The 22,238-nt window shown below is 69.1% G+C and carries 17 protein-coding genes; 9 read left to right on the top strand and 8 right to left on the bottom strand.

From position 1 onward, the window contains the following. Positions 1-62 precede the first annotated feature (62 nt). Positions 63-1,049, top strand: coding sequence for a malate dehydrogenase (locus tag AC3WOE_RS01965; protein ID WP_492687828.1), 987 nt, complete (start codon positions 63-65; stop codon positions 1,047-1,049). Between the two features lie 61 nt (positions 1,050-1,110). Here the strand turns inward: AC3WOE_RS01965 and AC3WOE_RS01960 are convergent, their stop codons facing one another. Beyond that, a complete protein-coding gene (locus AC3WOE_RS01960; RefSeq protein WP_492687826.1) occupies positions 1,111-2,676 on the bottom strand; it encodes a methyl-accepting chemotaxis protein in 1,566 nt (521 codons plus the stop codon). A 150-nt stretch (positions 2,677-2,826) separates the two neighbouring features. Here AC3WOE_RS01960 and AC3WOE_RS01955 point away from each other — a divergent pair, with 150 nt between their 5' ends. The 6 genes from AC3WOE_RS01955 (at position 2,827) to AC3WOE_RS01930 (ending at position 10,062) form a co-directional block, all read left to right on the top strand. Further along, a complete protein-coding gene (locus AC3WOE_RS01955) occupies positions 2,827-3,840 on the top strand; it encodes an HpcH/HpaI aldolase/citrate lyase family protein (protein ID WP_492687824.1) in 1,014 nt (337 codons plus the stop codon). 125 nt (positions 3,841-3,965) lie between these two features. After that, on the top strand, positions 3,966-4,589 hold the full coding sequence (locus tag AC3WOE_RS01950) for a hypothetical protein (protein ID WP_492687822.1): 624 nt from the start codon (positions 3,966-3,968) through the stop codon (positions 4,587-4,589). A 258-nt stretch (positions 4,590-4,847) separates the two neighbouring features. Next, positions 4,848-5,093: an AbrB/MazE/SpoVT family DNA-binding domain-containing protein gene (locus AC3WOE_RS01945; protein WP_056196361.1), complete on the top strand. Its 246-nt coding sequence runs from the start codon at positions 4,848-4,850 to the stop codon at positions 5,091-5,093. Then, positions 5,090-5,509: a type II toxin-antitoxin system VapC family toxin gene (locus AC3WOE_RS01940; protein ID WP_492687820.1), complete on the top strand. Its 420-nt coding sequence runs from the start codon at positions 5,090-5,092 to the stop codon at positions 5,507-5,509. Before AC3WOE_RS01945 ends, AC3WOE_RS01940 begins: the two co-directional genes overlap by 4 nt. 17 nt (positions 5,510-5,526) lie before the next feature. Then, the gene (acnB, locus tag AC3WOE_RS01935; RefSeq protein WP_492687818.1) at positions 5,527-8,118 is read left to right on the top strand and encodes a bifunctional aconitate hydratase 2/2-methylisocitrate dehydratase; all 2,592 of its coding nucleotides are present in this window, start codon (positions 5,527-5,529) and stop codon (positions 8,116-8,118) included. A 138-nt stretch (positions 8,119-8,256) separates the two neighbouring features. Beyond that, on the top strand, positions 8,257-10,062 hold the full coding sequence (locus AC3WOE_RS01930; protein WP_492687816.1) for a DUF3592 domain-containing protein: 1,806 nt from the start codon (positions 8,257-8,259) through the stop codon (positions 10,060-10,062). Between the two features lie 4 nt (positions 10,063-10,066). Here the strand turns inward: AC3WOE_RS01930 and AC3WOE_RS01925 are convergent, their stop codons facing one another. The 5 genes from AC3WOE_RS01925 to AC3WOE_RS01905 all read right to left on the bottom strand — a co-directional run bounded on the left by AC3WOE_RS01925 (position 10,067) and on the right by AC3WOE_RS01905 (position 14,129). Beyond that, positions 10,067-11,095, bottom strand: coding sequence for an ankyrin repeat domain-containing protein (locus tag AC3WOE_RS01925; protein WP_492687814.1), 1,029 nt, complete (start codon positions 11,093-11,095; stop codon positions 10,067-10,069). Beyond that, entirely contained in the window at positions 11,088-11,651 is a 564-nt protein-coding gene (locus tag AC3WOE_RS01920; RefSeq protein WP_492687812.1) for a sigma-70 family RNA polymerase sigma factor, read from the bottom strand. Before AC3WOE_RS01920 ends, AC3WOE_RS01925 begins: the two co-directional genes overlap by 8 nt. Positions 11,652-11,701: 50 nt before the next feature. After that, positions 11,702-12,553 carry a hypothetical protein gene (locus AC3WOE_RS01915; RefSeq protein WP_492687811.1) on the bottom strand — a complete coding sequence of 284 codons (852 nt, stop codon included), beginning with the start codon at positions 12,551-12,553 and terminating at the stop codon, positions 11,702-11,704. 256 nt (positions 12,554-12,809) lie between these two features. Next, complete coding sequence (locus tag AC3WOE_RS01910; protein WP_492687809.1) at positions 12,810-13,082, bottom strand: hypothetical protein; 273 nt, start codon at positions 13,080-13,082, stop codon at positions 12,810-12,812. Between the two features lie 114 nt (positions 13,083-13,196). Next, complete coding sequence (locus AC3WOE_RS01905; RefSeq protein WP_492687807.1) at positions 13,197-14,129, bottom strand: GGDEF domain-containing protein; 933 nt, start codon at positions 14,127-14,129, stop codon at positions 13,197-13,199. Positions 14,130-14,252: 123 nt separating this feature from the next. On the opposite strand from AC3WOE_RS01905, the gene AC3WOE_RS01900 reads away from it, so the two are divergent. Continuing rightward, a complete protein-coding gene (locus AC3WOE_RS01900) occupies positions 14,253-17,324 on the top strand; it encodes an amidohydrolase family protein (protein ID WP_492687805.1) in 3,072 nt (1,023 codons plus the stop codon). A gap of 1 nt (position 17,325) precedes the next feature. Continuing rightward, positions 17,326-18,648 (top strand): amidohydrolase family protein, encoded by a 1,323-nt coding sequence (locus tag AC3WOE_RS01895; protein WP_492687804.1) that lies wholly within the window; start codon positions 17,326-17,328, stop codon positions 18,646-18,648. Here the strand turns inward: AC3WOE_RS01895 and AC3WOE_RS01890 are convergent. Both AC3WOE_RS01890 and sbcB read right to left on the bottom strand, forming a co-directional pair. Further along, entirely contained in the window at positions 18,645-20,615 is a 1,971-nt protein-coding gene (locus AC3WOE_RS01890) for an MFS transporter (protein WP_492687803.1), read from the bottom strand. The two genes, AC3WOE_RS01895 and AC3WOE_RS01890, sit on opposite strands and share 4 nt — an antisense overlap. A 90-nt stretch (positions 20,616-20,705) precedes the next feature. Further along, positions 20,706-22,139 (bottom strand): exodeoxyribonuclease I, encoded by a 1,434-nt coding sequence (sbcB, locus tag AC3WOE_RS01885; RefSeq protein WP_492687802.1) that lies wholly within the window; start codon positions 22,137-22,139, stop codon positions 20,706-20,708. Between the last annotated feature and the right edge of the window lie 99 nt (positions 22,140-22,238).

The raw sequence follows: 22,238 nt of genomic DNA, 5'->3' as shown, positions 1-22,238 counted from the left end.
CTCGACGGGTTTCGGGCGATCTGTCCCGGCCCAGCTTTTTAACTGCCCCTTCGGAGACCTCCATGAGCAAGAAACCCGTTCGCGTCGCCGTCACCGGCGCTGCCGGCCAGATCGGCTATGCCCTGCTGTTCCGCATCGCCTCCGGCGAAATGCTGGGCAAGGACCAGCCCGTCATCCTGCAGCTGTTGGAAATCCCCGACGAGAAGGCTCAGAACGCGCTGAAGGGCGTGATCATGGAACTCGAAGACTGCGCCTTCCCGCTGCTGGCCGGCATCGAAGCCCACAGCGACCCGATGACCGCCTTCAAGGACACCGACTACGCCCTGCTGGTGGGCTCGCGCCCCCGTGGCCCGGGCATGGAGCGTGCAGAACTGCTGTCGATCAACGGCGCCATCTTCACGACGCAAGGCAAGGCACTCAACGCCGTGGCCTCGCGCAACGTCAAGGTGCTGGTCGTCGGCAACCCCGCCAACACCAATGCCTACATCGCGATGAAGTCGGCCCCGGACCTGCCGGCCAAGAACTTCACCGCCATGCTGCGCCTGGACCACAACCGCGCCGCCAGCCAGCTGGCCGCCAAGACCGGCAAGGCCGTCGCTTCCATCGAGAAGCTGGCCGTGTGGGGCAACCACTCGCCGACGATGTACGCCGACTACCGCAACGCGACCATCGACGGCCAGTCGGTCAAGAACCTGATCAACGATGAGCAATGGAACCGTGAGGTCTTCCTGCCCACCGTCGGCAAGCGCGGCGCCGCCATCATTGCCGCTCGCGGCCTGTCGTCGGCCGCCTCGGCCGCCAATGCCGCCATCGACCACATGCGCGACTGGGCCCTGGGCACCAACGGCAAGTGGGTCACCATGGGCATCCCGTCGGGCGGCGAATACGGCATCCCCAAGGACGTCATGTTCGGCTACCCCGTCACCTGCGAAGGCGGCGAGTACAAGATCGTGCAGGGCATCGAGATCGACGCCTTCTCGCAGGAGTGCATCAACAAGACGCTGAAGGAACTGACGGACGAGCAGGACGGCGTCAAGCACCTGCTGTAATTTCCGCCAGCGGAAAGAACAAAGGCCTCCTTCGGGAGGCCTTTTTCATGGCTGAATCAGATCAACGGTGAGCGGGCAGGCGGAAGGTCGAGACCGTCTCCACCAGCTGCTGGGCCTGCACCTTGAGGCCGTCGGCCGCGGCGGCCATCTCCTCCACCATGGCGGCGTTCTGCTGCGTCGCCTGGTCCATCTGCGTGACGGCCGTGCCGACCTGGGACACGCCCGCGCTCTGCTCGGCGCTGGACGAGCTGATCTCGCCCATGATGTCGGTGACGCGCTGGATGCTGCTGACGACGCGATCCATGGTCGCGCCGGCCTGGTCGACCAGGGTGTTGCCGCGATCCACCCGCTCGAGGCTCTGCGAGATCAGGGTCTTGATCTCGCGCGCCGCCTCGGCGCTGCGGCCGGCCAGCAGCCGCACCTCGCCGGCCACGACCGCGAAGCCGCGGCCCTGCTCGCCGGCGCGCGCCGCTTCCACCGCCGCATTCAGCGCCAGGATATTGGTCTGGAAGGCGATGCCGTCGATGACCGAGATGATGTCGCCGATGCGGCGCGAGCTGTCGTTGATGCCCTTCATGGTGTCGACCACCTGCTTGACGACCTGGCCGCCCTCGGCCGCCACATGGGAGGCGTTCTGCGCCAGCTGGTTGGCCTGCTGGGCGTTGTCGACGTTGTTGCGCACCGTGGCGCCCAGTTCGTCCATGGACGCTGCCGTCTGCTGCAGCGCGCTGGCCTGGCTTTCGGTGCGGGCACTCAGGTCCTGGTTGCCCGAGGCGATCTCCGAGCTGGCATTGGCGACCGACTCCGAGCCGTCGCGCACCTGCTGCACGATGCTGGCCATGCTGTCGCGCATGGCCTTCACGCCCTGCATGACACTCTCTTGGCTGCTGCCGCGCAGGTCAATGTCGACGCTGAGGTCGCCCTCGGCCAGTTGCCGCGTGATCTCGTTGACGCGGGCGGGCTCTCCGCCCAGCTGGCGCGTGATGCTGCGCGTGATGGCCAGGCCCAGTACCAGCAGCACGCCCGCCAGCACCACCACTCCCAAGCCCGCCTTCCAGACGCGCTGCCAGATCGCCGCGTCGACGGTATCCACGTAGACGCCCGAGCCGATGATCCAGCCCCAGGGCGTGAAGCCCTTGACATAGGACACCTTGGGCACCGGCTGCTCGCTGCCCGGCTTGGGCCACAGATAGGGCAGATAGCCCGCGCCGTCGGCCTTGACGATGTCGACCATCGCGACGAAGAGGGGCTTGCCGGTCGGGTCCTTGTTGTTGTTCAGCGTTTTGCCCTCGAGCTCCGGCTTCATCGGATGCATGACCATGATGGGACTCATGTCATTGATCCAGAAGTACTCGCTGCCGCTGTAGCGCAGCCCACGCACGGCGGCCATGGCGGCCTTCTTGGCTTCATCGTCGGACAGCTTGCCGGCCGCCACCTGGGCGTGGATCTGCGCCACGATGCCGTGGGCCGTCTCCACCGCCTGGCGCACCGCCTGCTGGCGCTCGTTCAGGACCAGCTCCCGCTCCGAGAACAGCAGGATGGCGGCCACCAGCAGCACGCCGAGCACGGCGCCGAAGGTCTGCAGGGCCAGGCGGCGGGAAACTCTGAGCGACTCGAGCTTGAGCATGGCTTTGTCTCCTGGGATCGTTATGGCCTGATGCTGGCACTTCCGGGCCCGACATGACAGTGCGCCGGTGCGCTTTTCACGTCGCGAACATCGCAATTGCGCGACCGGTGTCACGGCCACCGCCATTCCCGGCCTGGGTACAGTGGCGCGATGAGCGCCCTCCTCCATCCCCGTCAGGCCCTGTTCGGCCATGAAGCCACCCGGCCCGCGCTGCCCGTCGTCGACCACTACTGCGGCGTCGAGACCCGCATGCGCAAGAGCCTGGCCCTGCAGGCCGAGCTCGGTCCCGTCTTCGACATCACGCTCGATGCCGAGGACGGCGCCCCCGTCGGTGGCGAGGCCGAGCATGCGCTGCTGATCGCCGAGCTGGCGACCAGCACGGCCAACCGCTTCGGCCGCGTCGGCGCGCGCGTCCACCCCTGGGGCCATGCGGCCTTCGAGGCCGATGTCGACACGCTGATCGCCAGGGCCGGCGACCGCCTGGCCTATCTGATGATCCCCAAGCCCGAGAGCGCCGACGACGTCGACAGCGCAACGGCTGCCATCGACGCCGCCTGCGAGCGCCATGGCAAGCCGAAGCTGCCGCTGCAGGCCCTCATCGAGACCCACGGCGCGCTGCGCGAGGCCTTCCGCATCGCTGCCCATCCGCGCATCGAGTCTCTGTCCTTCGGGTTGATGGATTTCGTCTCGGCCCATGGCGGCGCCATTCCCAAGACGGCCATGGAACTGCCAGGCCAGTTCGAGCACCCTCTCGTCGTGCGCGCCAAGCTGGAGATCGCGGCCGCAGCCCACGCCTTCGGCAAGACGCCTTCGCACTGCGTCGTCACCGAGTTCCGCGACGCCGAGCGGCTGGCGCAGGCCGCCCGCCGCGCCGCGCGCGAGTTCGGCTACACGCGCATGTGGAGCATCCACCCCGACCAGATCCGCCCCATCGTCGAAGCCTTCGCACCGGCCGCCGACGAAGTGGCGGAAGCCGCCGAGCTGCTGCTGGCCGCGCAGGCCGCGAACTGGGCGCCGACGTCCTTTCGCGACCGCCTGCACGACCGCGCCAGCTACCGCTATTTCTGGACCGTGCTGGAGCGCGCCGAGCGCACCGGCCGCCCGCTGCCGTCGGAGGCGCGATCGGCGTTCTTCCCCGTAGCCATCGGGGTAATCGCCAAGTGAGCATGAGCCGGCGTGCACTTCGTCACGCCGACAATGCCTACATCTTTTCACTGCTGCGTGGCCGCTTTGCGGCCATGATGCGTGACAGCTTTCCACCCTTCCTCCCCTACCGACTCCAGATGCCGATGCCCTTGTTTCGCCGCAGCGCCGCTGCCCTGATCCTCTGCGCCGCCCTGCCCGCCCTGGCCCAGACCGCCCCCGCCAAGCCTGCCGCCAAGCCCAAGGCCATCGCCGCCAAGCCAGCGCCGGCCAAGAAGGCCCCGCCGCCGCCGCCCGAGCCCGTGCTGGTCGATGCCGACGAGGCGCAGCTCGCCGCCGCCGAACGCGCCTATCTCGGCAACTACGCCTGCGAGTTCAAGCAGACGGTGGATATCGAAAGGCACCCCAAGGTCGCCGGCTACATCACCGTCGCCTGGCAGAAGCAGTCCTTCGTGATGAAGCCCGTGCTGTCGTCCACCGGCGCGCTGCGTCTGGAAGACGTCACCGGCCGCACGCTGATGATCCAGATCGCCAACAAGTCCATGCTGCTGGACACCAAGATCGGCCAGCGCCTCATCGACGACTGCGTCCACCCCGAGCAGCTCAAGCTGATCGAAGCCGCCAAGGCCGCCAAGATCAACGACCCCGAGGCCGAAGCCGCCGAAGCGGCCCGCAGCGGTCTGGGCATCACGCCGACGGCGCCCGAGGCGCCCGCCGCGCCGGCGGCGAAACCGAGCAAGCCGGCCAAGGCGGTCGCCAAGGCCAAGTGAGTCATCTCAGTTGAAACCCCGAGGGAGGGTCTGCCACGCCCCGGAAGGTTTGCGACATAACCGGCCCGCGAGGGTGTTACACCGCGAAACCGGGGCCACCAGCCCCGGTTTTGCATTGCGCCTACTCGCGGGCCGGTGCTGCCGCAAACGCGGCCCACAGGGGTTTGGCAGATCCTCCCTTGGTATGTAGAATGAATACATACTTTCTGATGCATACCTGAGCCGCCACCTCCACGGCGCTCAGCCGCTGGAGGCCCCATGGAAGCCACCGTTGCCGAACGCGGGCAGATCACCCTGCCCAAAGCCGTCCGAGACGCCCTCGGCCTGACCAAGGGCACGACGCTCAAGGTCGAGCTGGACGGTGGCCGCATCATCCTGCGCAAGAACGTCGACGACGCGCTGGCCAAGCTGCGCGGACGCTTCAAGCTCCCCGAGGGCGTCACCACCGACGACGTCATGCGCGAGCTGCGTGGCCGCGCGCCAGGGGATCCGGTCGAGCCGTGATCGCCATCGACTCCTCGGTCCTCATCGACCTGCTGGGCGGTGACATGGGCGCTGAATCCGCCGAAGACTGCCTGCGTCAGGCGCTGGCGCGCGGGCCGGTCGTCGCCTGCGATGTCGTGCTCAGCGAAGTCGTCTCGGGCCTGGGTTTTGGCGCCGAGCTGCTGGACGCCCTGGAAGGCGTCGGCATCGTCTACTCGCCCATCGAATCCCGCGCGGCCGTTCGCGCCGGCGAAATGCAGCGCCGCTACAAGGAACGCCGCAAGGCCTCCGGCCAGCCGGCCACCGGTCCGCGCACCGTTCCCGACTTCCTCATCGGCGCTCACGCGCTGCTGCAATGCCAGGCTCTGATCACGCGTGACCAGGGCTTTTTTCGCGACTATTTCAAGGGCCTCAAGGTCATCGTGCCTGGGGCTTGATTTCACTGGAGAAGACCATGCTCACCGCCTACCGCCAACACGCCGCTGAACGCGCCGCCCTCGGCATCCCGCCCCTGCCCCTGGATGCCAAGCAGGTGGCCGAGCTGATCGAGCTGATCAAGAACCCGCCGGCCGGTGAAGACGCGGTCCTGCTGGACCTGCTGACCCACCGCGTGCCCCCGGGCGTGGACGACGCCGCCAAGGTCAAGGCCAGCTTCCTGGCCGCCGTCGCCCACGGCGACGTCAAGGTCGACCTGATCTCCAAGGCCAAGGCCACCGAGCTGCTGGGCACCATGGTGGGCGGCTACAACGTGCATCCGCTGATCGAGTTGCTGGACGACGCCGAAGTCGCCGGCGTCGCCGCCACGGGCCTGAAGAAGACCCTGCTGATGTTCGACTACTTCAACGACGTCGCCACCAAGGCCAAGGCCGGCAATGCCAAGGCCCAGGAAGTCATGAAGAGCTGGGCCGACGCCGAATGGTTCACCTCGCGTCCGGAAGTCGAGAAGAAGATCACCGTCACCGTCTTCAAGGTGCCCGGCGAGACCAACACCGACGACCTGTCGCCCGCCCCCGACGCCTGGAGCCGCCCGGACATCCCGCTGCACTACCTGGCCATGCTGAAGAACACCCGCTCCGACGCGGCCTTCAAGCCCGAGGAAGACGGCAAGCGCGGCCCGATGCAGTTCATCGACGACCTGAAGAAGAAGGGCCATGTCGTGGCCTATGTCGGCGACGTCGTCGGCACCGGTTCCTCGCGCAAGTCGGCCACCAACTCGGTCATCTGGGCCACCGGTGAAGACATCCCCTTCGTGCCCAACAAGCGCTTCGGCGGCGTGACCCTGGGCGGCAAGATCGCCCCCATCTTCTTCAACACGCAGGAAGACTCCGGCTCGCTGCCGATCGAAGTCGACGTCAGCAAGCTCGAAATGGGCGACGTCATCGACGTGCTGCCCTATGACGGCAAGCTGGTGAAGAACGGCCAGACCGTCGCCGAGTTCAAGCTCAAGAGCGATGTGCTGTTCGATGAAGTGCGCGCCGGCGGCCGCATCAACCTCATCATCGGCCGCTCGCTGACCGCCAAGGCGCGCGAGTTCCTGGGCCTGCCCGCCTCCACGCAGTTCCGCCTGCCCTCGGCCCCCGCCGAAACCAAGGCCGGCTTCACGCTGGCCCAGAAGATGGTCGGCCGCGCTGTCGGCCTGCCCGAAGGCCAGGGCGTTCGCCCGGGCACCTATTGCGAGCCCAAGATGACCACGGTCGGTTCGCAGGACACCACCGGCCCCATGACCCGCGACGAGCTGAAGGACCTGGCCTGCCTGGGCTTCTCGGCCGACCTGGTCATGCAGTCCTTCTGCCACACCGCCGCCTATCCCAAGCCCGTGGACGTCAAGACCCACCGCGAGCTGCCCGCCTTCATCAGCAACCGCGGCGGCGTGGCCCTGCGTCCGGGCGACGGCGTCATCCACAGCTGGCTGAACCGCCTGCTGCTGCCCGACACGGTCGGCACCGGTGGCGACTCGCACACCCGCTTCCCCATCGGCATCTCCTTCCCCGCCGGCTCCGGCCTGGTGGCCTTTGGTGCGGCCACCGGCGTGATGCCGCTGGACATGCCCGAGTCGGTGCTGGTGCGCTTCAAGGGCGAGATGCAGCCCGGCGTGACGCTGCGCGACCTCGTGCACGCCATTCCGCTGTACGCCATCAAGGCCGGTCTGCTGACCGTCGCCAAGGCCGGCAAGAAAAACGTCTTCTCGGGCCGCATCCTCGAGATCGAAGGCCTGCCTGACCTCAAGGTCGAGCAAGCCTTCGAGCTGTCCGACGCCTCGGCCGAGCGCTCCGCCGCGGGCTGCACGATCAAGCTGAACCCGGCACCGATCAAGGAGTACCTGACCTCCAACGTCGTGCTGATGAAGAACATGATCGCCGACGGCTATGCCGACGCGAAGACCCTGCAGCGCCGCATCGAGAAGGTCGAAGCCTGGCTGGCCAAGCCCGATCTGCTGGAAGCCGACAAGGATGCCGAATACGCCGCCGTCATCGAGATCGACCTGGCTGACATCCACGAGCCCATCCTCTGCTGCCCCAACGATCCGGACGACGCCAAGACCCTGTCCGACGTGGCCGGCACCAAGATCGATGAAGCCTTCATCGGCTCCTGCATGACCAACATCGGCCACTTCCGCGCCGCGGCCAAGCTGCTGGGCGGCCAGCGCGACATCCCGGTCAAGCTGTGGGTCGCCCCGCCGACCAAGATGGACCAGAGCGAGCTGATCAAGGAAGGCCACTACGCCGCCTTCGGCACGGCTGGTGCGCGCACCGAAATGCCGGGCTGCAGCCTGTGCATGGGCAACCAGGCCCAGGTGCGTGAAGGCGCGACCGTCGTGTCCACCTCCACCCGCAACTTCCCCAACCGCCTGGGCAAGAACACCAATGTGTTCCTGGCCTCGGCCGAGTTGGCCGCCATCGCGTCCAAGCTGGGCAAGATCCCGACGGTGGCCGAGTACCACGAGGCCATGGGCATCATCAACAAGGACACGGCCAGCGTCTACAAGTACCTGAACTTCGACCAGATCGAAGAGTACGCAGACACCGCCAAGACCGTGGCCGCCTGAGACTGAAAGGCCTCGCAAGCCAGCCCGCCGCGCGCAAGCCCGGCGGGCCTTTTCCTTGCCGTTCAGCGTGCGTCGCGGTGAGGCGACTGTCATCGATTTGTCACCCGGCGCCGCATGCCCCACGCCTATGCTGACGGCATGAATAACAAGAACAAGAACGACATGGGGAAGGGGTGGCGTGGGCGCGCTGTGGGATTGCTGATCTCTGCGCTGTTCGCCATCGGGTTTGGTTGGGTGGGCGTGGGCGCCCTGGGGTCGCTGACCACCCTGCTCCACAACGCCTGGACGGTCAGGTCATGGCAGCCGGTGCCCGTGGAGGTGCTGGAAAGCGAACTCCGCAGCTCGACCGACCACGAAGGCAGCACCACCTACGCGGTGCAGGCCCGCTATCACTATGAATGGGCCGGCCGCTCCTACGAGTCCACACGCGTCGGGCTGGCGGGCGCCGGCAGCGACAACCTCGACGACTGGCATCACGCCTGGGAAACCCGGCTGCGCGCCGCTCGCGAAGGCGGACCGCCGTTGCAGGCCTGGATCGATCCCATGCGCCCCGAACGCGCCGTGCTGGACCGGGAACTGCGCTGGCGCCAGCTGCTCTTCCTGTCGCCCTTCGCCCTCCTCTTCCCACTGGTGGCCATCGGGGCGCTGTGGGCTGCCTGGGCGAGCCTGACCCACACGGACCGACCCGCACTGCCCTCCACCGTCCCGACGCCGCACAAGCCGCGGCACAACGTCACCGGCCTCTGGCTGTTTGCCGCTGTGATGAGCGTGATGGCCCTGCCGGCCATCGGCATGGCTTCTGCACCGGGCACGCCGGGCTGGGTGGCGCTGATCGCGGGCATGTTCGTCCTCGTCGGCCTGACGCTGGTGCGGGCGGCCCTGAAGGCAACGCGGCGAGCCTGGACCTACCGGGGCGCTGCCGCGGGTTTCCAGCCGGCCCAGCCTCGGGCCGGAGCGGCCTTCCAGGCGTTCTGGACCTTGCCGCCGCGCGACTCGGCCGCCCACGTACGGCAGGCCACCGTGCGGCTGCGGGTCGCCCACTACCGCATCGACGACAGCGGCTCCGGCACGTCGGAGCGGCAGGCAGAACAGTTCACGCAAGACACCCGAACCCTCTCCGGCCCCGATGGGAGCCTGAGGCTGCAGGCCCGCTTCGAGCTGCCCGCCGATGCGCCCAGCCAGGGCGCCCGGCGTTCGGGAGAGAAGGTGGAATGGCGACTGGAGTGGCTGGGCGACCGGGACGAGGTCGTGATGGCCGTGCCCATCCCGGTGCAGGCTGCAGCCGCCACCGACGAGGGCGCAGCGATCGACCGTCTTTCGCGCGACCGGATGCCTGTCAAGCTGGACATTCCTGCGCCGGCATCCGATGACGCCATGCCGTCGCTGCCCGCCGGCATCGGGCTGAGCGAGTCCCCCGACGCGCTGCAGCTCAGCTTCGACCAGGCCGGCTGGCGATGGTTCGGGGTGGCCGCCTTGATCGGACTGGTTGTCGCCTGCACTTCCTCGATGATCTGGCTGGAAGCCGTGCTGCTGGCACTCGGGCTGGGCGCCCTCTCCCGCCGCTGGACGCTGGAAGTGAGGGACGACGGCATCGTGGTGGACCGGGCGTCCTGGCTGTGGCACAGCCGCATCGGCGCGTCCGGATCCAGCCTGGCCGGCCTCTACCAGCGACTGCTCTACAGCGGCAACGACGGACAGGGCCTGGTGCCGCGGCACGCGCTGTGGGCTCGCGGCGTCGACTACGCCCGCGATCTGCGGCTCACGCCCGGCCTGACGGGCAGCGGTGCAACCCAGGTGGCACACATGCTGCGCTGGGCCTTCGCGCAGCGCGCTGGCCGCTTCAGCCCCGGCGCGCTGCGGGACGCGCCGGCCCGCCTGTCCAGGCCGGGCTGGGGATGGCTGGTCTGCCTGCTCTGGCTGGCGCTGCGTTTGTCGGGCAGCTGACCCGTCAGCGCAAGCGGTCGACCAGCTCCTCGTGGCCCTGGTCGCGCGCATGGTCGGCGGCGCTCCAGCCCTGCGGATCGCGGTCCGCCTTGCGCGCACCGGCGGCCAGCAACAGATCGACCATCTCGCGCGATCCGCTGCGCGCGGCCAGCATCAGCGCCGTGCGGCCCCGAGAGTCGCGCGAATGGACCGGGGCACCGGCCTGCAGGGTCGAGCGGGCCGTGGCCAGGTCCGCATGCTCGACGGCCGCCAACAGGATGGCTTCCGAGGGCCCCATGAGCTTTGCAGGGGCCGCATCGGAGGCGGCCAGGGACATGCGAGACCGGTCCGCGACCAGCCCCCCCGCCGCTTCGGCGCGTGCCAGAGTCTCGGCCTGAGGCGGCACAGGCTTGGGCGCGGCCGGCGGCGCGAAGGGCGCCGGTGCTGGTGCGGCCGGCGGCATGACGGGCGCTGCCGCAACGATGGCAGGCGCCTGCGACGTGACAGGCGCTGCGGCCATCGGAGGAGGCTCCACCGCCTCCCGGGCGGCCTCGGTCGCGGTCGTCACCGCGGCTGCCACCTCCGCCCGCCGCTGCGCCGGGCTCGCAGTCGCCACCACCACCGCGGGCGGCGGCACGAAGGCGGGCGGCGGCGCCGGGACGATCTTGGCGGCGATGGGTGGGGCGGCGGCAACGCGTGCGTCCGCGGTTGACCCTGCAGGCGGCTCCGCCTTGGCCACCACCACGGGCTCCGAAGCGGCAGGGGCGGCGGCCACCCGTGGCTCGAGGATTGGCCCCGGATCGGCGGATCGGCCCTTCAAGACCAGCACGGCCGCCACCAGCAGTCCCGTCGCCAGCACGCCCAGCGCATAGGGCTGCCAACGCCAGGCCAGTTCACGGCGCGCCACCGGTGCCGCAGCGACGACCTCGGGCCGAGGCAGCGCCGCCATCAGCCGCGCACGGCGCTGTTCGCGGCCCACATCGTCGCCCAGCAGCGCCTGCGCGTAGGCGGCCTCGGTGGCGTCCTTGGGAGGGATGGGATCGAACTCAGCCATCACGCCACTCGCTCAGTCGATGCCGCAGCGCTTCCCGGGCGTAGCGCAACCGGGTCTTGGCGGTTTCGGGGTGGGCCTGGGTCACGTCGGCAATCTCGGCGAGGCTGAGCTCGACGACCGTGAAGAGCAAGAATGCCTCCCGCTGCTCGACGGACAGGCGCAGCAGGCTGCCCTCCACGGCCTGGACGAGGCGCTTGTGCGCCAGCACCTGATCGGGCCCGGCGGCAGCCGAGGCGAGCAGATCCGGATCGGCCTCGTCATCGCCCTGGGGCGGTCGGGCTCGCAGATGGTCCAGCACGCGGTTGCGCAGCACGGTGTAGAGCCAGGTCGAGAACCTGGCTTTGCCCGGGGTGAAGCTGGCGGCCTTGGCTGCAACGGCCAGCCAGCCCTCCTGGTGCAGGTCTTCCACCGTGGCGCGGTCCGTCGGGTGCAGCATCTGGCGGATGAAGGCGAAGGTCTTGCGGTCGTGGCGGCGGTAGAGCCGGTCGAACGCCGCCATGTCGCCGCGCAGATAGCTGGCGATGAGTTCTTCATCGGACGGTTCACTCGCGGGCATGCGGCGCGGATGCTACGCCGGCGCGAGGGGATCCAGCATGAGGCGAAACCTCACCAGCGCGGCGGCGGGTCGGGCACATAGCCGCCGCTGTTGGGGAAGGAGCGCGGCAACTGCGCGACCGGCCGCGGCATGATGCCGGCCGCCATCAGATTGGCCTGACTGTCGTACTGGATCTCCAGCACCTGGTCGGGCCGGCTGCTGCGCCGCTCGAAGCCGGTGCGCGCGATGGGTGACCACTCCGACGCGCCATGCCCCGTGCCCAGCTTGGCGCGCGCCGTGCGCTCGTCCTCGGCACGGCCGGCGCTTTCCCTGGCGGGCGCCTGGGCCGCATCGGCCGACGCAGCGCCGTTCAGGCGACCCATGATGCTGGGCGCGGCAGGCGCCGCCGACACGACCGGGGCCTCATACGGCACCGGCGCCGGTGGCGCCTCGCGAAACACCGCGGCGCCGATGACGCCCACGTTGGCGGGACGCCCGGTGCGCGCGGCGTAGGACTCGCCCAGGGACGTGAACTCGAAGGCCGCGATGCGCTCGTCACTCTTGCGCCAGCCGGTGATGTCGAAGCTGTCGCCCGGGCTCAGCACATAGCCCGACTGGTTCCAGGCCGCGGTGTCGCCCGTGATGGCGTTGACACCATCCACCGACAACACCACCAGCACCCGTTCGCCGCTGCGATTGCTGAGCCGGATGGCGTAGCGCGCACCGGGCGTGCCTGGGCTGTAGCGGCGCCCTCGGCTGGCGTATTGGGCCAGCGTGGCGCCACTGTCGCGGTCGACGAGTTGCAGGTCGAGCAGGGACGACGGCAGGGCGGCGGCGCAGCCGCCGTGCAGGCCGGCCAGGCTGGTGAGGGCGGCCAGTTGCAGCAGGGCGGTGCGGCGGCGCAGGGGAAGTGGTGAGCTCATGGCGGAACCTTCGCAGGGGTGGTGACCTCTGCTTCTACGCAGCCGCGCGGCAAACAGGGTGAAACCGACAGTTCCAGCCGGTCCAGGCCCTCGCCGTTCCGCAGTTCACGATGCCACGGGCATCGTCTTCGCCGAAGTCGTCGCGTTGGCGCGCGCTCAGGTCAGCGCCGAATGGACCGCCGTCCACTGCCTCATCTGGGTGAGGCGGACAAAGAAAAAGCGGCCTGAAGCCGCTTGTCGTGCTGGGCCGCGCCGCTCAGGCCTTGATGTCCAGCAGCGCGCCGGTGGTGTTGATCTGCGTCTGCAGCACCTTCAGATTCGCCACATAGGCATAGGCGGCGGACTGCTGCTCGACGATCTCGTTGGCCGGGTTGATCTCGCGCTGCGGCGCCTTGTCGACATTGGTCGGCTCGGTGCTGGGGCGGCCCTGGTTGCTGGCGGCCAGATTGGCGATGTTCGCCGACGACGCGCGCAGGCGCTCGTTCGCGGACGAGATACCAGTCAGGGCAGAGGACAGGGCGACGTTCATCGGGATTCAGTCGGTAAGCGCTTCGGCCGTACATCGGCAACGCCTGGCTGAACTTTAGAACATTTGGCGAAAAACCCCGCATTTCCGGGGATCGCCCTGGCGCCAACCGTGAAATCAGCCCGCGAGTTCCTCGTAGCCGCCGGCAGAAACGAACACGCGCACGCTGTCACCGCCGGCTGCCTTCGCCTCGGTACAGGCCAGAGCCGCGCCGCCCAGCACGGCATCCACCGTGCCCAGCGTCGGCTGGATCTGCACGACGCCCAGCGACGCCTTCACGCGGGTGCGGTGCAGGCCCCAGCGCAGGCGGTAGCTGGCGATGGCGGAACGCACCTTCTCGGCAATGATCTGGGCGTAATGCTGGTCGCAGTCGGGCAGCAGGATGGCGAAATGGTCTTCCTCCAGGCGCGCGACGAGGTCGGAGGCGCGCACCTTGCTGATCAGCATCTGGCCCAGGCCGTAGAGGAAATGGTCGCCCACCTCGGCACCCATGTCCTTGATGACTTCGCCGAAGCGGTCCACGTCCACCCACAGCACCGACACCGGCTCGTTGCGGCGGCTGCCGACATGCTCACCCAGGCGGCGCTCGAACTCGCGGCGGTTGGCGAGTTCGGTGACGCTGTCGTGCTTGGCCGTCCAGGTCGGCTGCAGGCGCAGGGCGCGGGCGGCCGTCACGTCCTCGATGATCCACAACGACTCGGCGGTCGGGGCATCCCAGTGCACCGGCGTGGCCTGCAGACGGCCCCAGAAGCGGTGGCCGTCACGCTTGACGTATTCGATCTCCTCGTCAAGAGGTTGGCCGGCGGCGAAGGCCGCAGCGGCGCGTTCATGCAGGGCCGTGTGGGCCAGGTCGGTGGTGTGGACGCCGCGCGTGGCCTGGCCGGACAGGTCGGTGTCGTCGCCGAAGCCGAACAGGTGGTTGAACTCCTCGCTGACGACCTCGAAGCGCTGCCCCGAGACGAAGGCAACGGCCGTCGGCGCCCGCACCAGCAGGGCCCGAAGGCGGGCGGCGGTGGTGTCCTCGGGGGTGGCGGGGGCGGCGCTGCTCATGGAGTCTCCTGGCTGGTCTTTAGTCTCGACTATCGCAGGACTGCCGGGTTTCGGCCATGACGCCGATCACGGCGTTAGAGTCCGCCTCCTTGCCGCGATGCGGCGCCACGACAAGACGCGACGATGCGCTTGCTCCCCGCCTGTTTCTTCGCCCTGCTCTCCGGCCTGACCCAAGCCCAGCAGCTCAGTGAAATCCCTCAGGGCCTGCGAGACGCCACGCCGCGCTGGCACGCACTGACCGGCGCCCGTCTGGTGCTGGCGCCGGGCCAGGTGGTCGAGAACGGCACCCTGGTCATGAAGGACGGCGTCATCGTCGCCGTCGGTGCCAACATCAAGCCGCCGGCAGGTGCACGGGTCTGGCCCATGGCCGGTCGCACGGTCTACGCCGGCTTCATCGACGCCGCCAGCAGCCTGGGCCAGGGCCGCATCGAACCGTCCAGGGCCAAGGGCCTGACGCCGGGCCAGCGCTGGGTGCGCAGCGACTTCCATCAGTCCGCCGCACTGGAGATCAAGCCCGAGGACCTGCGCGCGGCGCGCGAACAGGGCTTCACGACGGCCCTTTCCCTGCCACCCACCGGTGCCGTGTTCCGCGGCCAGAGTGCGCTGATCAGCCTGCAGGATCCGAAACAGGGCGCCGATGCGCGCAGCCTGGTGCTGACGGCCGACGTCGCCCAGCACCTCGCTCACGAGTACCAGACCATCGACTTCGAAGGCGGCGCCCGCGTCGGCGCGCCGAGCTACCCGACCTCGCTGATGGGCAGCATCGCGCTGGAACGCCAGACCCTGCTGAACGCCCGTTGGGCCGCCGGTCCGGCGCCCGCCGGCGAACGGCGCGAGTTCAACGCCGGCCTGGCGGCCCTCTCCTCCGCCGTGGCCGGCAAGCAACCCATCGTCCACGAAGCGCTGGACGAGGAAGACCTGCTGCGCATCGCCAGGCTGCGTGACGAATTCGGTCTGAAGGTGATCGCTCAAGGCACCGGCCATGAATACCGCAAGGCGGGTCAGCTCAAGGCCCTGGGCCTGCCCGTCATCCTGCCGCTGGCCTACCCCGCAGCGCCCGAGGTCGAGCAGCCCGAGAGCGCACTGGATGTGCCCCTGCACCAGCTGCAGCACTGGGAGCAAGCCCCCGGCAACGCCGCGGCCCTGCAGGCGGCCGGCGTCGAGTTCGCGATCTCGACCCAGGGCGTCAAGGACCTGAAGAAGGACTTCTGGCCGCGGCTGCGCCAGGCCGTGCAACGCGGCCTCGCGCCGGATGCGGCCCTGGCCGCGCTGACCACGACGCCGGCCAAGCTGTTGAACCAGCCGCGCCTGGGCCGGCTGGCCGCGGGCCAGATCGCCGACGTCATCGTCGCCAGCGGCGACCTCTTCACCAGCGAGCAAGCCGAGGTCGAACTCGCCTTCGTCGACGGCCAGCCGCTGCCGACCGAAGCCTGGGAGCGTTTCGACGCCCGCGGCCGCTGGACGGTCCAGCCCGCTGGCGGCGCCGAGCAGAGCTGGCAGATTGCCGGCACGCGTGCCAGGCCGATGCTGCAGGTCGACGGCAAGGCCTGCGAGCTGCAGCAGCGCGGTCGCGAACTGCTGCTGCGCTGGCCCTGCGAAGGCGGGCCCAAGGAAAGCCTGCGTCTGGAAGGCCGCGGCACGGTGCTGACCGGTGCGCTGACGCTGCCCGACGGCCGCACCCAGGCCTGGAAGGCGACGCGCATCGCGGCTTTCGAGCCGCCAGCGCCCAAGCCGCCGCTGGCCGTGACGCCCTCGCCTGCCAGCTTCCCGGCCGGCGTTTTCGGCCGCGCCGCGCTGCCCGAGCGGCCCGCAGCCGTCCTGGTACGCAACGCCACCGTCTGGACCAGCGCCGCCGCCGGCAATCTGCCCGCGACCGACCTGCTGGTCCGCGACGGCCGCATTGCCGCCATCGGCAAGGACCTGGCCGTGCCGGCCGGCGCCGTCGTCATCGACGCGGCGGACAAGCATCTGACGCCCGGCCTCATCGACGCCCATTCCCACACCGCCATCAACCGCGGCATCAACGAGTTCGCCCACTCGGTGACGGCCGAGGTGCGCGTCGGCGACGTCGTCGATGCCACCGACATCAGCCTCTACCGCCAGCTCGCGGGCGGCGTGACCAGCGCCAACCTGCTGCACGGCTCGGCCAACGCCATCGGCGGCCAGAACCAGGTCATCAAGCTGCGCTGGGGCCAGGACGCCGAGGCGCTGAAATTCGAGGGCGCCCTGCCCGGCATCAAGTTCGCACTGGGCGAGAACGTCAAGCGCGCCAACTTCCCGCCCAACGACGGCGAAGCGCGCTACCCGACCACGCGCATGGGTGTGGAGCAGGTCATGCGCGACGCCTTCCTGGCCGCGCAGCGTTATCGAGTACAGCGCAAGGCCGACCCCAACACGCGCCGCGACCTGCAGATGGACACCCTGGTCGAGCTGCTGGAAAGGAAGCGCGTCATCCACATCCATTCCTACCGCGCCGACGAGATCCTGATGTTCATCGCCGTGGCCAAGGACTTCGGGCTGGACGTCGCCACCTTCCAGCATGTGCTGGAGGCCTACAAGGTCGCACCCGAGATCGCGTCCATCGGCGCCGGCGCCTCGGGCTTCTCGGACTGGTGGGGCTACAAGGTCGAGGTGCAGGACGCCATCCCCTACAACGGCGCGATGACGCACCGGATGGGCGTGCTGACCAGCTTCAACTCCGACAGTGACGAGCTGGCGCGACGCCTCAACACCGAAGCCGCCAAGGCCCTGCGTTATGGCGGCAAGGCCTGGGGCATGACGGAGGCGGACGCATTGAAGTTCGTCACCCTCAACCCGGCCAGGCAGTTGCGCATCGACAAGCGCGTCGGCTCGCTGGAAGTGGGCAAGGACGCCGACTTCGTCATCTGGAGCGCCAACCCCTTGTCCAGCGCGGCCAAGGCCGAGCAGACCTGGATCGACGGGCGGCGCTATTTCGACCTGGCCGAGGACGCGCAGCTGCGCGAGCGCGACCGCATGGAACGCGCGCGCCTCGTCGCTCTGGCCCTGCCCGAACGCGCCAAGGCCGCGGCGCCCCCCGAGGGGCGCCCGGCGACGCCCTTGAGCGCGGCGCTGGACCAGCTCGAGTTGCAGCGCTGGCTGCACGAAGCCAACCGCGACCGGCAAAGCTATTTCGGCGGCGACGCCTGGCATGAATGCACCGTGGACACGTACTGACATGAAGCTCGTCCTCATCACCGTCTTGCTGACAGCCAGCTTCACCGCCCAGGCCACACCCAACACGCCGCCCCCGCCGCAGCGCGAACCGCTGCTGCTGCGCAATGCCACCATCCACCCGGTCAGCGGCCCCGCCATCGCCAACGGCAGCCTGCTCATCGAGGCCGGCAAGATCCGCGCGATCGGTGGGACCGAACTCGCGGCACCGGCGAACGCCAGGACCATCGACCTCGGCGGCCGCCATGTCTACCCGGGCATGGTCGCGGCCAACACCAGCCTGGGCCTGGCCGAGATCCGCTCGGTCAACGCGTCCACGGACAGCACCGAGACCGGCGCCCTCAACCCCAACGCCCGCGCCCTCGTCGCCTTCAATGCCGACAGCGAGTTGCTGCCCATCACGCGCGCGGGTGGCGTGTTGGCGGCCCTGTCGGTGCCCGAGGCCGGCCGCACCGGCCTGATCGCCGGCACCTCGGCCCTGCTGCAGCTCGAAGGCTGGAACTGGCAGGACATGGCCCTGGTCCCCGAGGCCGGCCTGCACATCGTGCTGCCGCGCATGCGGCTGAACAGCGCCCTCTTCCCCAACCAGCCCGAGGCCCGGCTGGCCGAGATCCGCAAGTCCACCGAGGCTCGCCTCAAGCTGCTGGACGACAGCTTCGAGCAGGCCAAGGCCTACGCCCTGGCCCGCACCGCCGACCCGGCCACGGCCATCGATACGCGCTGGGAAGCCATGCGGCCGGTACTGCCCGCCACGCCCGGTGCAACACCGTCGCGCCCGGTCTTCATGCATGCCGACGACCTCGCGCAGATCCGCTTCGCACTGGACTTCGCAGCCCGCCACGGGCTCAAGCTCATCATCATGGGCGGCGCCGACGCCTGGCGCGTGGCCGACACGCTGCGCGAGCGCCAGGTGCCCGTCGTCATCGACGGCCTGCTGCGCCTGCCCATGCGCCGCGACGACCCGCCGGACGCCCTCTTCGCCCTGCCCGCCCAGCTTGCAGCGGCCGGCGTGCGCTATTGCATTGCCGATGGCGGCCGCGATTCGACCAATGCGCGCAACCTGCCCTTCGAGGCAGCCCACGCCCGTGCCTTTGGCCTCAGCGACGACGAGGCGTTGAAGGCGGTGACGCTCTACCCGGCGCAGATCCTCGGCATCGCCGACAAGCTGGGCTCGCTGGAGGTCGGCAAGCTGGCCAATCTCTTCGTGGCCGACGGCGACCCGCTGGAACCGGAAACGCGCATCGAACGCGTCTTCATCCAGGGCCGTGAGGTGGAGCTCAGCGACCGCCAGACCGCCCTGCGCGACAAATACCTGAAGCGCAACTAGGGCGCGGCCTTGGCCGTCGACGCCGGCGGCGTGGGCGCCGCCGGCGCGCCCAGGCCCATGCGGGAATTCGGTTTGGCGTCGCGCCCATGCTTCCACTGGCGCATCGTGTCCACCGCCACCGAGCGTCGGATGTAGCGGTGCCAGATGAAGCTGAGGTCGAAGATCAGGATGGCCAGCCACCACAGATAGAGGAAGGCCGCGCCGGCCAGCAGCACCGGCCAGACGGGCGGCCCACCTTCCATCTCGACGCCCACCAGCCGCGAAGCGACGATGAAGACGATCACCAGCGTGCCGACGCCGACCAGGCAGCGCCGCCCCCAGTTGGGCTTGCGCGGCAGCAGCCAGCCGCTGAGGGCGATCACCGCGGCAGCGAGCACGGGGGCCAGCCGGCCGGCGAATTCGGAATCCGCGGCCGATACGGAGAACAGCTTCGTCAGCGGCCCGCCAAGGAAATCCGCCGGGCCAGGCGGCAGCCAGTGGAAGAAGGGCCAGGCGCCAGCGGCAAAGGCAACCAGCGACGCCAGATGCCATCGCAGGCCGCCCGTATGCACCAGGCGCGGAAAGCGTGCGGCGGCGGTGATGCCCATCAGCAGGCCGCTCATCAGCAGGATCTGCAGCGGCAGCCGGTCGAAGTTGGAACCGGTCTTGGTGACGCCCTTGTAGAGCAGGAAGACCGCAGCAACGTGCAAGAGAAAGCTGGCGACATAGGGAATGGCCACGCCCACGCGGTCGACCAGCCAGCTGCTGCCGGGCACCTTGGGCTTCACTGCCGGCATCGGCAGCACCACCTCGTCGATGAAGTGACCGAAGACCTCGGGGTCGTTCCAGTAGTCGTTGTGGGCCTTGCCGGGCAGCCAGTAGCGGCTGAAGCCGTAGTCGTGCTCGCTACCGAACTCGAAGGCCTCGCAGCCCTCTTCCTTCAGGAAACCGACCGCCGAATCGAGCTTGAAGCCGATGGGGTCGCCGAGGTCGTAATAGTTGCGCCACTTGATCTTGCGCGTCAGCGCCAGGCGCGGCGCCTTGGCATCACCGAACAGCACCTGGCCTCCCGCGACGCTGGATTTCAGGTCGAGGTCCCGCCACAGCGCGGGCCACAGCACGATGTGCTTGTCGATGGGCGAACCGATGGTCATGTAGCCGCGCACATAGCGGATCCAGCCATCGTCCACCGGCGCACCCGTCGGGTTGTCGGGATCGACGACGGCGCGCCCTGACAGGGCCTCGAGCAGGCCGAGGAAGCTGATGACCGTGCCTTCGCTGTGGGCGACGATGTGGATCTCGGGGTCGCAACCCGGGCAGGCCTGCTGGAAGGTCGCCACGATCTGGGCCAGGGCGCTGTGGAAGCGGTGCAGGATCTTCTGGCGGTAGTAGGGGAAGTCGGTGACGAGTTGCACATCGCCGACGTAGTCGCGCAGCAGCGGGGCCAGCTCGAACTTGAAGATGCCCATGTGGGCGAGCACCGCCAGCAGCTTCTCCAGCACGCCCACGGTCTCGACGATCTCGTCGACGACACCGGTGCCGAGCTGAAAGTCCTCGGGCTTCAGGTGGCCGTCCGGCACCTGCTTGCGGTACTGCGATTCGGCACGGCTGACCACCGTATGACCCCAGGCCTTGGTCTCTTCCAGCGTGTCGTTGGCCTTGACGACCTGGCCGGGGATGTCGGCCCAGTAGACCTCGGCGAAGCCGATGCGGGACAGGGCGTCGTCCTCGTGCGCGTCCAGGCGGCTGATGCGCACGGTCGCCGCCGAGCCGAGGTTGAAATAGCCCAGCGGCATGACGGGCAGCGGCGGCGAGGCCCGGTCGCCGAAACGCCGCGCCACGGAGCGGATGGTGTCGCTGCGCAGCTGGCTGCCGATGCCGTGGATGGCGACGATGATCTTGTCCATCGTCGGCCGGCCCTGGCTGGCACCGGCGATGGAGGCGGCGGCGGCCTTCTGCTGCTGTGCGGCGGTGGAGGCATTCGTCATGAGGGGCTCTCCTGGCGGAAGGCCCTCATGGTGACCTCAAGCTGCCCCTGGCTGCGTCAACAAAGCTAGGGAGAAATCCGCCTGGCCGCCTCAGGGCGCGATCTGCTCCGCGTAGTCGTACAGCGCCGACAGGATCTCCTCGCCGCGCTCGTCCGCCGTCTCGCCGAGCTGGTCGATGCGCTCCATGAAGGCCGACAGCGTCTGTGCGCCGCCCTCGCCTTCGTGCAGACGCGCCGCCAGGTGGTGCTGCCAGCGCTCGGACTCGTCCGCCGACAGGCTCTGAGGAAAGTTGCGCGCCCGCCAACGGAACACCAGCTCGTCCAGCCGCCCGTCCTGAAAAGCCAGCTTTCCCTGGGCAGCACGCTCGGTGAGTTGTTCGGGTGCCGTGGTGCGCACGCGGTTCAACGCACGGCGGTCGTCGTTGCCGATGAAGCCGCCGTAAAGATCCTCGTCGACGTCGGCCGGCGCGAAGGGCTCGCGCTGGAAGACGTCCAGCCACAGGCCGTCGAGCAGGCGGCCCTTCTCGGCCAGCAGCTGCGCGTTGGCGAGCTGGGCTTCGGTGTCATGGCCCCAGCGCTGGGCCATCGCCGGGCTGAGCGTCTTCAGGTTGCCGATGACGATGGGGCTCTTGTTGACGTGGATGGTCTTGATCGGCAGGCGCGTGACGCCTTCGGGCAGCAACTCCTGCTTGGTGAACATGCGCTCGCGGATGGCGGCGGCGTTCAGCGACAGCAGCTCCTCGGGCGAGGCCGAGCAGTCCCAGACGATGAGCTCATTCTTGTTGGTCGGGTGCGGCGCCAGCGGCCAGACCATGGCGATGCAGCCACGCTCGGGGCCGTACATGCCGGAGATGTGCAGGAAAGGCTTGCCGATGCCGATCTCGTCCCACACGGCCTGCTTGCTGCGCAGCTTGACGCAGAAGTCCCACAGCTTGGGCTGGGCCTGGCGCAGCTTGCGCGCCAGCGCCACCGTGGCACGCACGTCGGACAGCGCATCGTGGGCCGCCTCGTGAGCCACGCCGTTGGCGATGGTCAGGTGCTCGAGCTTGAAGCTGGGACGGCCGTCCTCGTGCTTGGGCCACTCCAGGCCGGCCGGGCGCAAGGCATAGGCGCAGCGCACCACGTCCAGCAGGTCCCAGCGGCCGCAGCCGTTCTGCCACTCGCGGCCATAGGGATCGATGAGGTTGCGCCAGAACAGATGGCGGGTGACCTCGTCGTCGAAGCGGATGCTGTTGTAGCCCACGCCGATGGTGCCCGGCGTGGCCAGCACGGTCTCGATGGCGGCGGCGAATTCATGCTCGGGCACGCCCTTTTGCAGGCAATGCTGGGGCAGGATGCCCGTCAGCAGACAGGACTCGGGGTCGGGCAGGTAGTCGGGCGCCGGCTGGCAATACAGCATCAGCGGCTCGCCGATCTCGTTGAGCTCGGCATCGGTGCGCAGGCCGGCGAACTGGGCCGGGCGGTCACGCCGCGGCACGCGGCCGAAGGTCTCGTAGTCGTGCCAGAAGAAGGTCAGGTCGCTCATCCCGCCACGATAGCCGAAGCCTGGGGCTTGACCGGTCGGCACCGGGCCGGCGGAAATGATCGCCTGGCAAGCAGCGCGCAAGCTGCAGACCCGACTCAA

It is taken from the genome of Roseateles sp. FW305-36 (genome assembly GCF_058787015.1).
Note: the sequence above shows the minus strand (reverse complement) of the source record. Positions and strands in the feature narration are given on the sequence as shown.

What these genes read in the sequence shown, in the direction of transcription:
- AC3WOE_RS01910 (WP_492687809.1), bottom strand. Translation starts at nt 13,082, where the DNA reads ATGAACGTCGCCCTGTCCTCTGCCCTGACTGGTATCTCGTCCGCGAAC.
- AC3WOE_RS01945 (WP_056196361.1), top strand. Translation starts at nt 4,848, where the DNA reads ATGGAAGCCACCGTTGCCGAACGCGGGCAGATCACCCTGCCCAAAGCC.
- acnB (WP_492687818.1), top strand. Translation starts at nt 5,527, where the DNA reads ATGCTCACCGCCTACCGCCAACACGCCGCTGAACGCGCCGCCCTCGGC.
- AC3WOE_RS01920 (WP_492687812.1), bottom strand. Translation starts at nt 11,651, where the DNA reads ATGCCCGCGAGTGAACCGTCCGATGAAGAACTCATCGCCAGCTATCTG.
- AC3WOE_RS01900 (WP_492687805.1), top strand. Translation starts at nt 14,253, where the DNA reads ATGCGCTTGCTCCCCGCCTGTTTCTTCGCCCTGCTCTCCGGCCTGACC.
- AC3WOE_RS01930 (WP_492687816.1), top strand. Translation starts at nt 8,257, where the DNA reads ATGAATAACAAGAACAAGAACGACATGGGGAAGGGGTGGCGTGGGCGC.
- AC3WOE_RS01925 (WP_492687814.1), bottom strand. Translation starts at nt 11,095, where the DNA reads ATGGCTGAGTTCGATCCCATCCCTCCCAAGGACGCCACCGAGGCCGCC.
- AC3WOE_RS01895 (WP_492687804.1), top strand. Translation starts at nt 17,326, where the DNA reads ATGAAGCTCGTCCTCATCACCGTCTTGCTGACAGCCAGCTTCACCGCC.
- AC3WOE_RS01960 (WP_492687826.1), bottom strand. Translation starts at nt 2,676, where the DNA reads ATGCTCAAGCTCGAGTCGCTCAGAGTTTCCCGCCGCCTGGCCCTGCAG.
- AC3WOE_RS01965 (WP_492687828.1), top strand. Translation starts at nt 63, where the DNA reads ATGAGCAAGAAACCCGTTCGCGTCGCCGTCACCGGCGCTGCCGGCCAG.
- AC3WOE_RS01890 (WP_492687803.1), bottom strand. Translation starts at nt 20,615, where the DNA reads ATGACGAATGCCTCCACCGCCGCACAGCAGCAGAAGGCCGCCGCCGCC.
- AC3WOE_RS01950 (WP_492687822.1), top strand. Translation starts at nt 3,966, where the DNA reads ATGCCCTTGTTTCGCCGCAGCGCCGCTGCCCTGATCCTCTGCGCCGCC.
- AC3WOE_RS01915 (WP_492687811.1), bottom strand. Translation starts at nt 12,553, where the DNA reads ATGAGCTCACCACTTCCCCTGCGCCGCCGCACCGCCCTGCTGCAACTG.
- sbcB (WP_492687802.1), bottom strand. Translation starts at nt 22,139, where the DNA reads ATGAGCGACCTGACCTTCTTCTGGCACGACTACGAGACCTTCGGCCGC.
- AC3WOE_RS01905 (WP_492687807.1), bottom strand. Translation starts at nt 14,129, where the DNA reads ATGAGCAGCGCCGCCCCCGCCACCCCCGAGGACACCACCGCCGCCCGC.
- AC3WOE_RS01955 (WP_492687824.1), top strand. Translation starts at nt 2,827, where the DNA reads ATGAGCGCCCTCCTCCATCCCCGTCAGGCCCTGTTCGGCCATGAAGCC.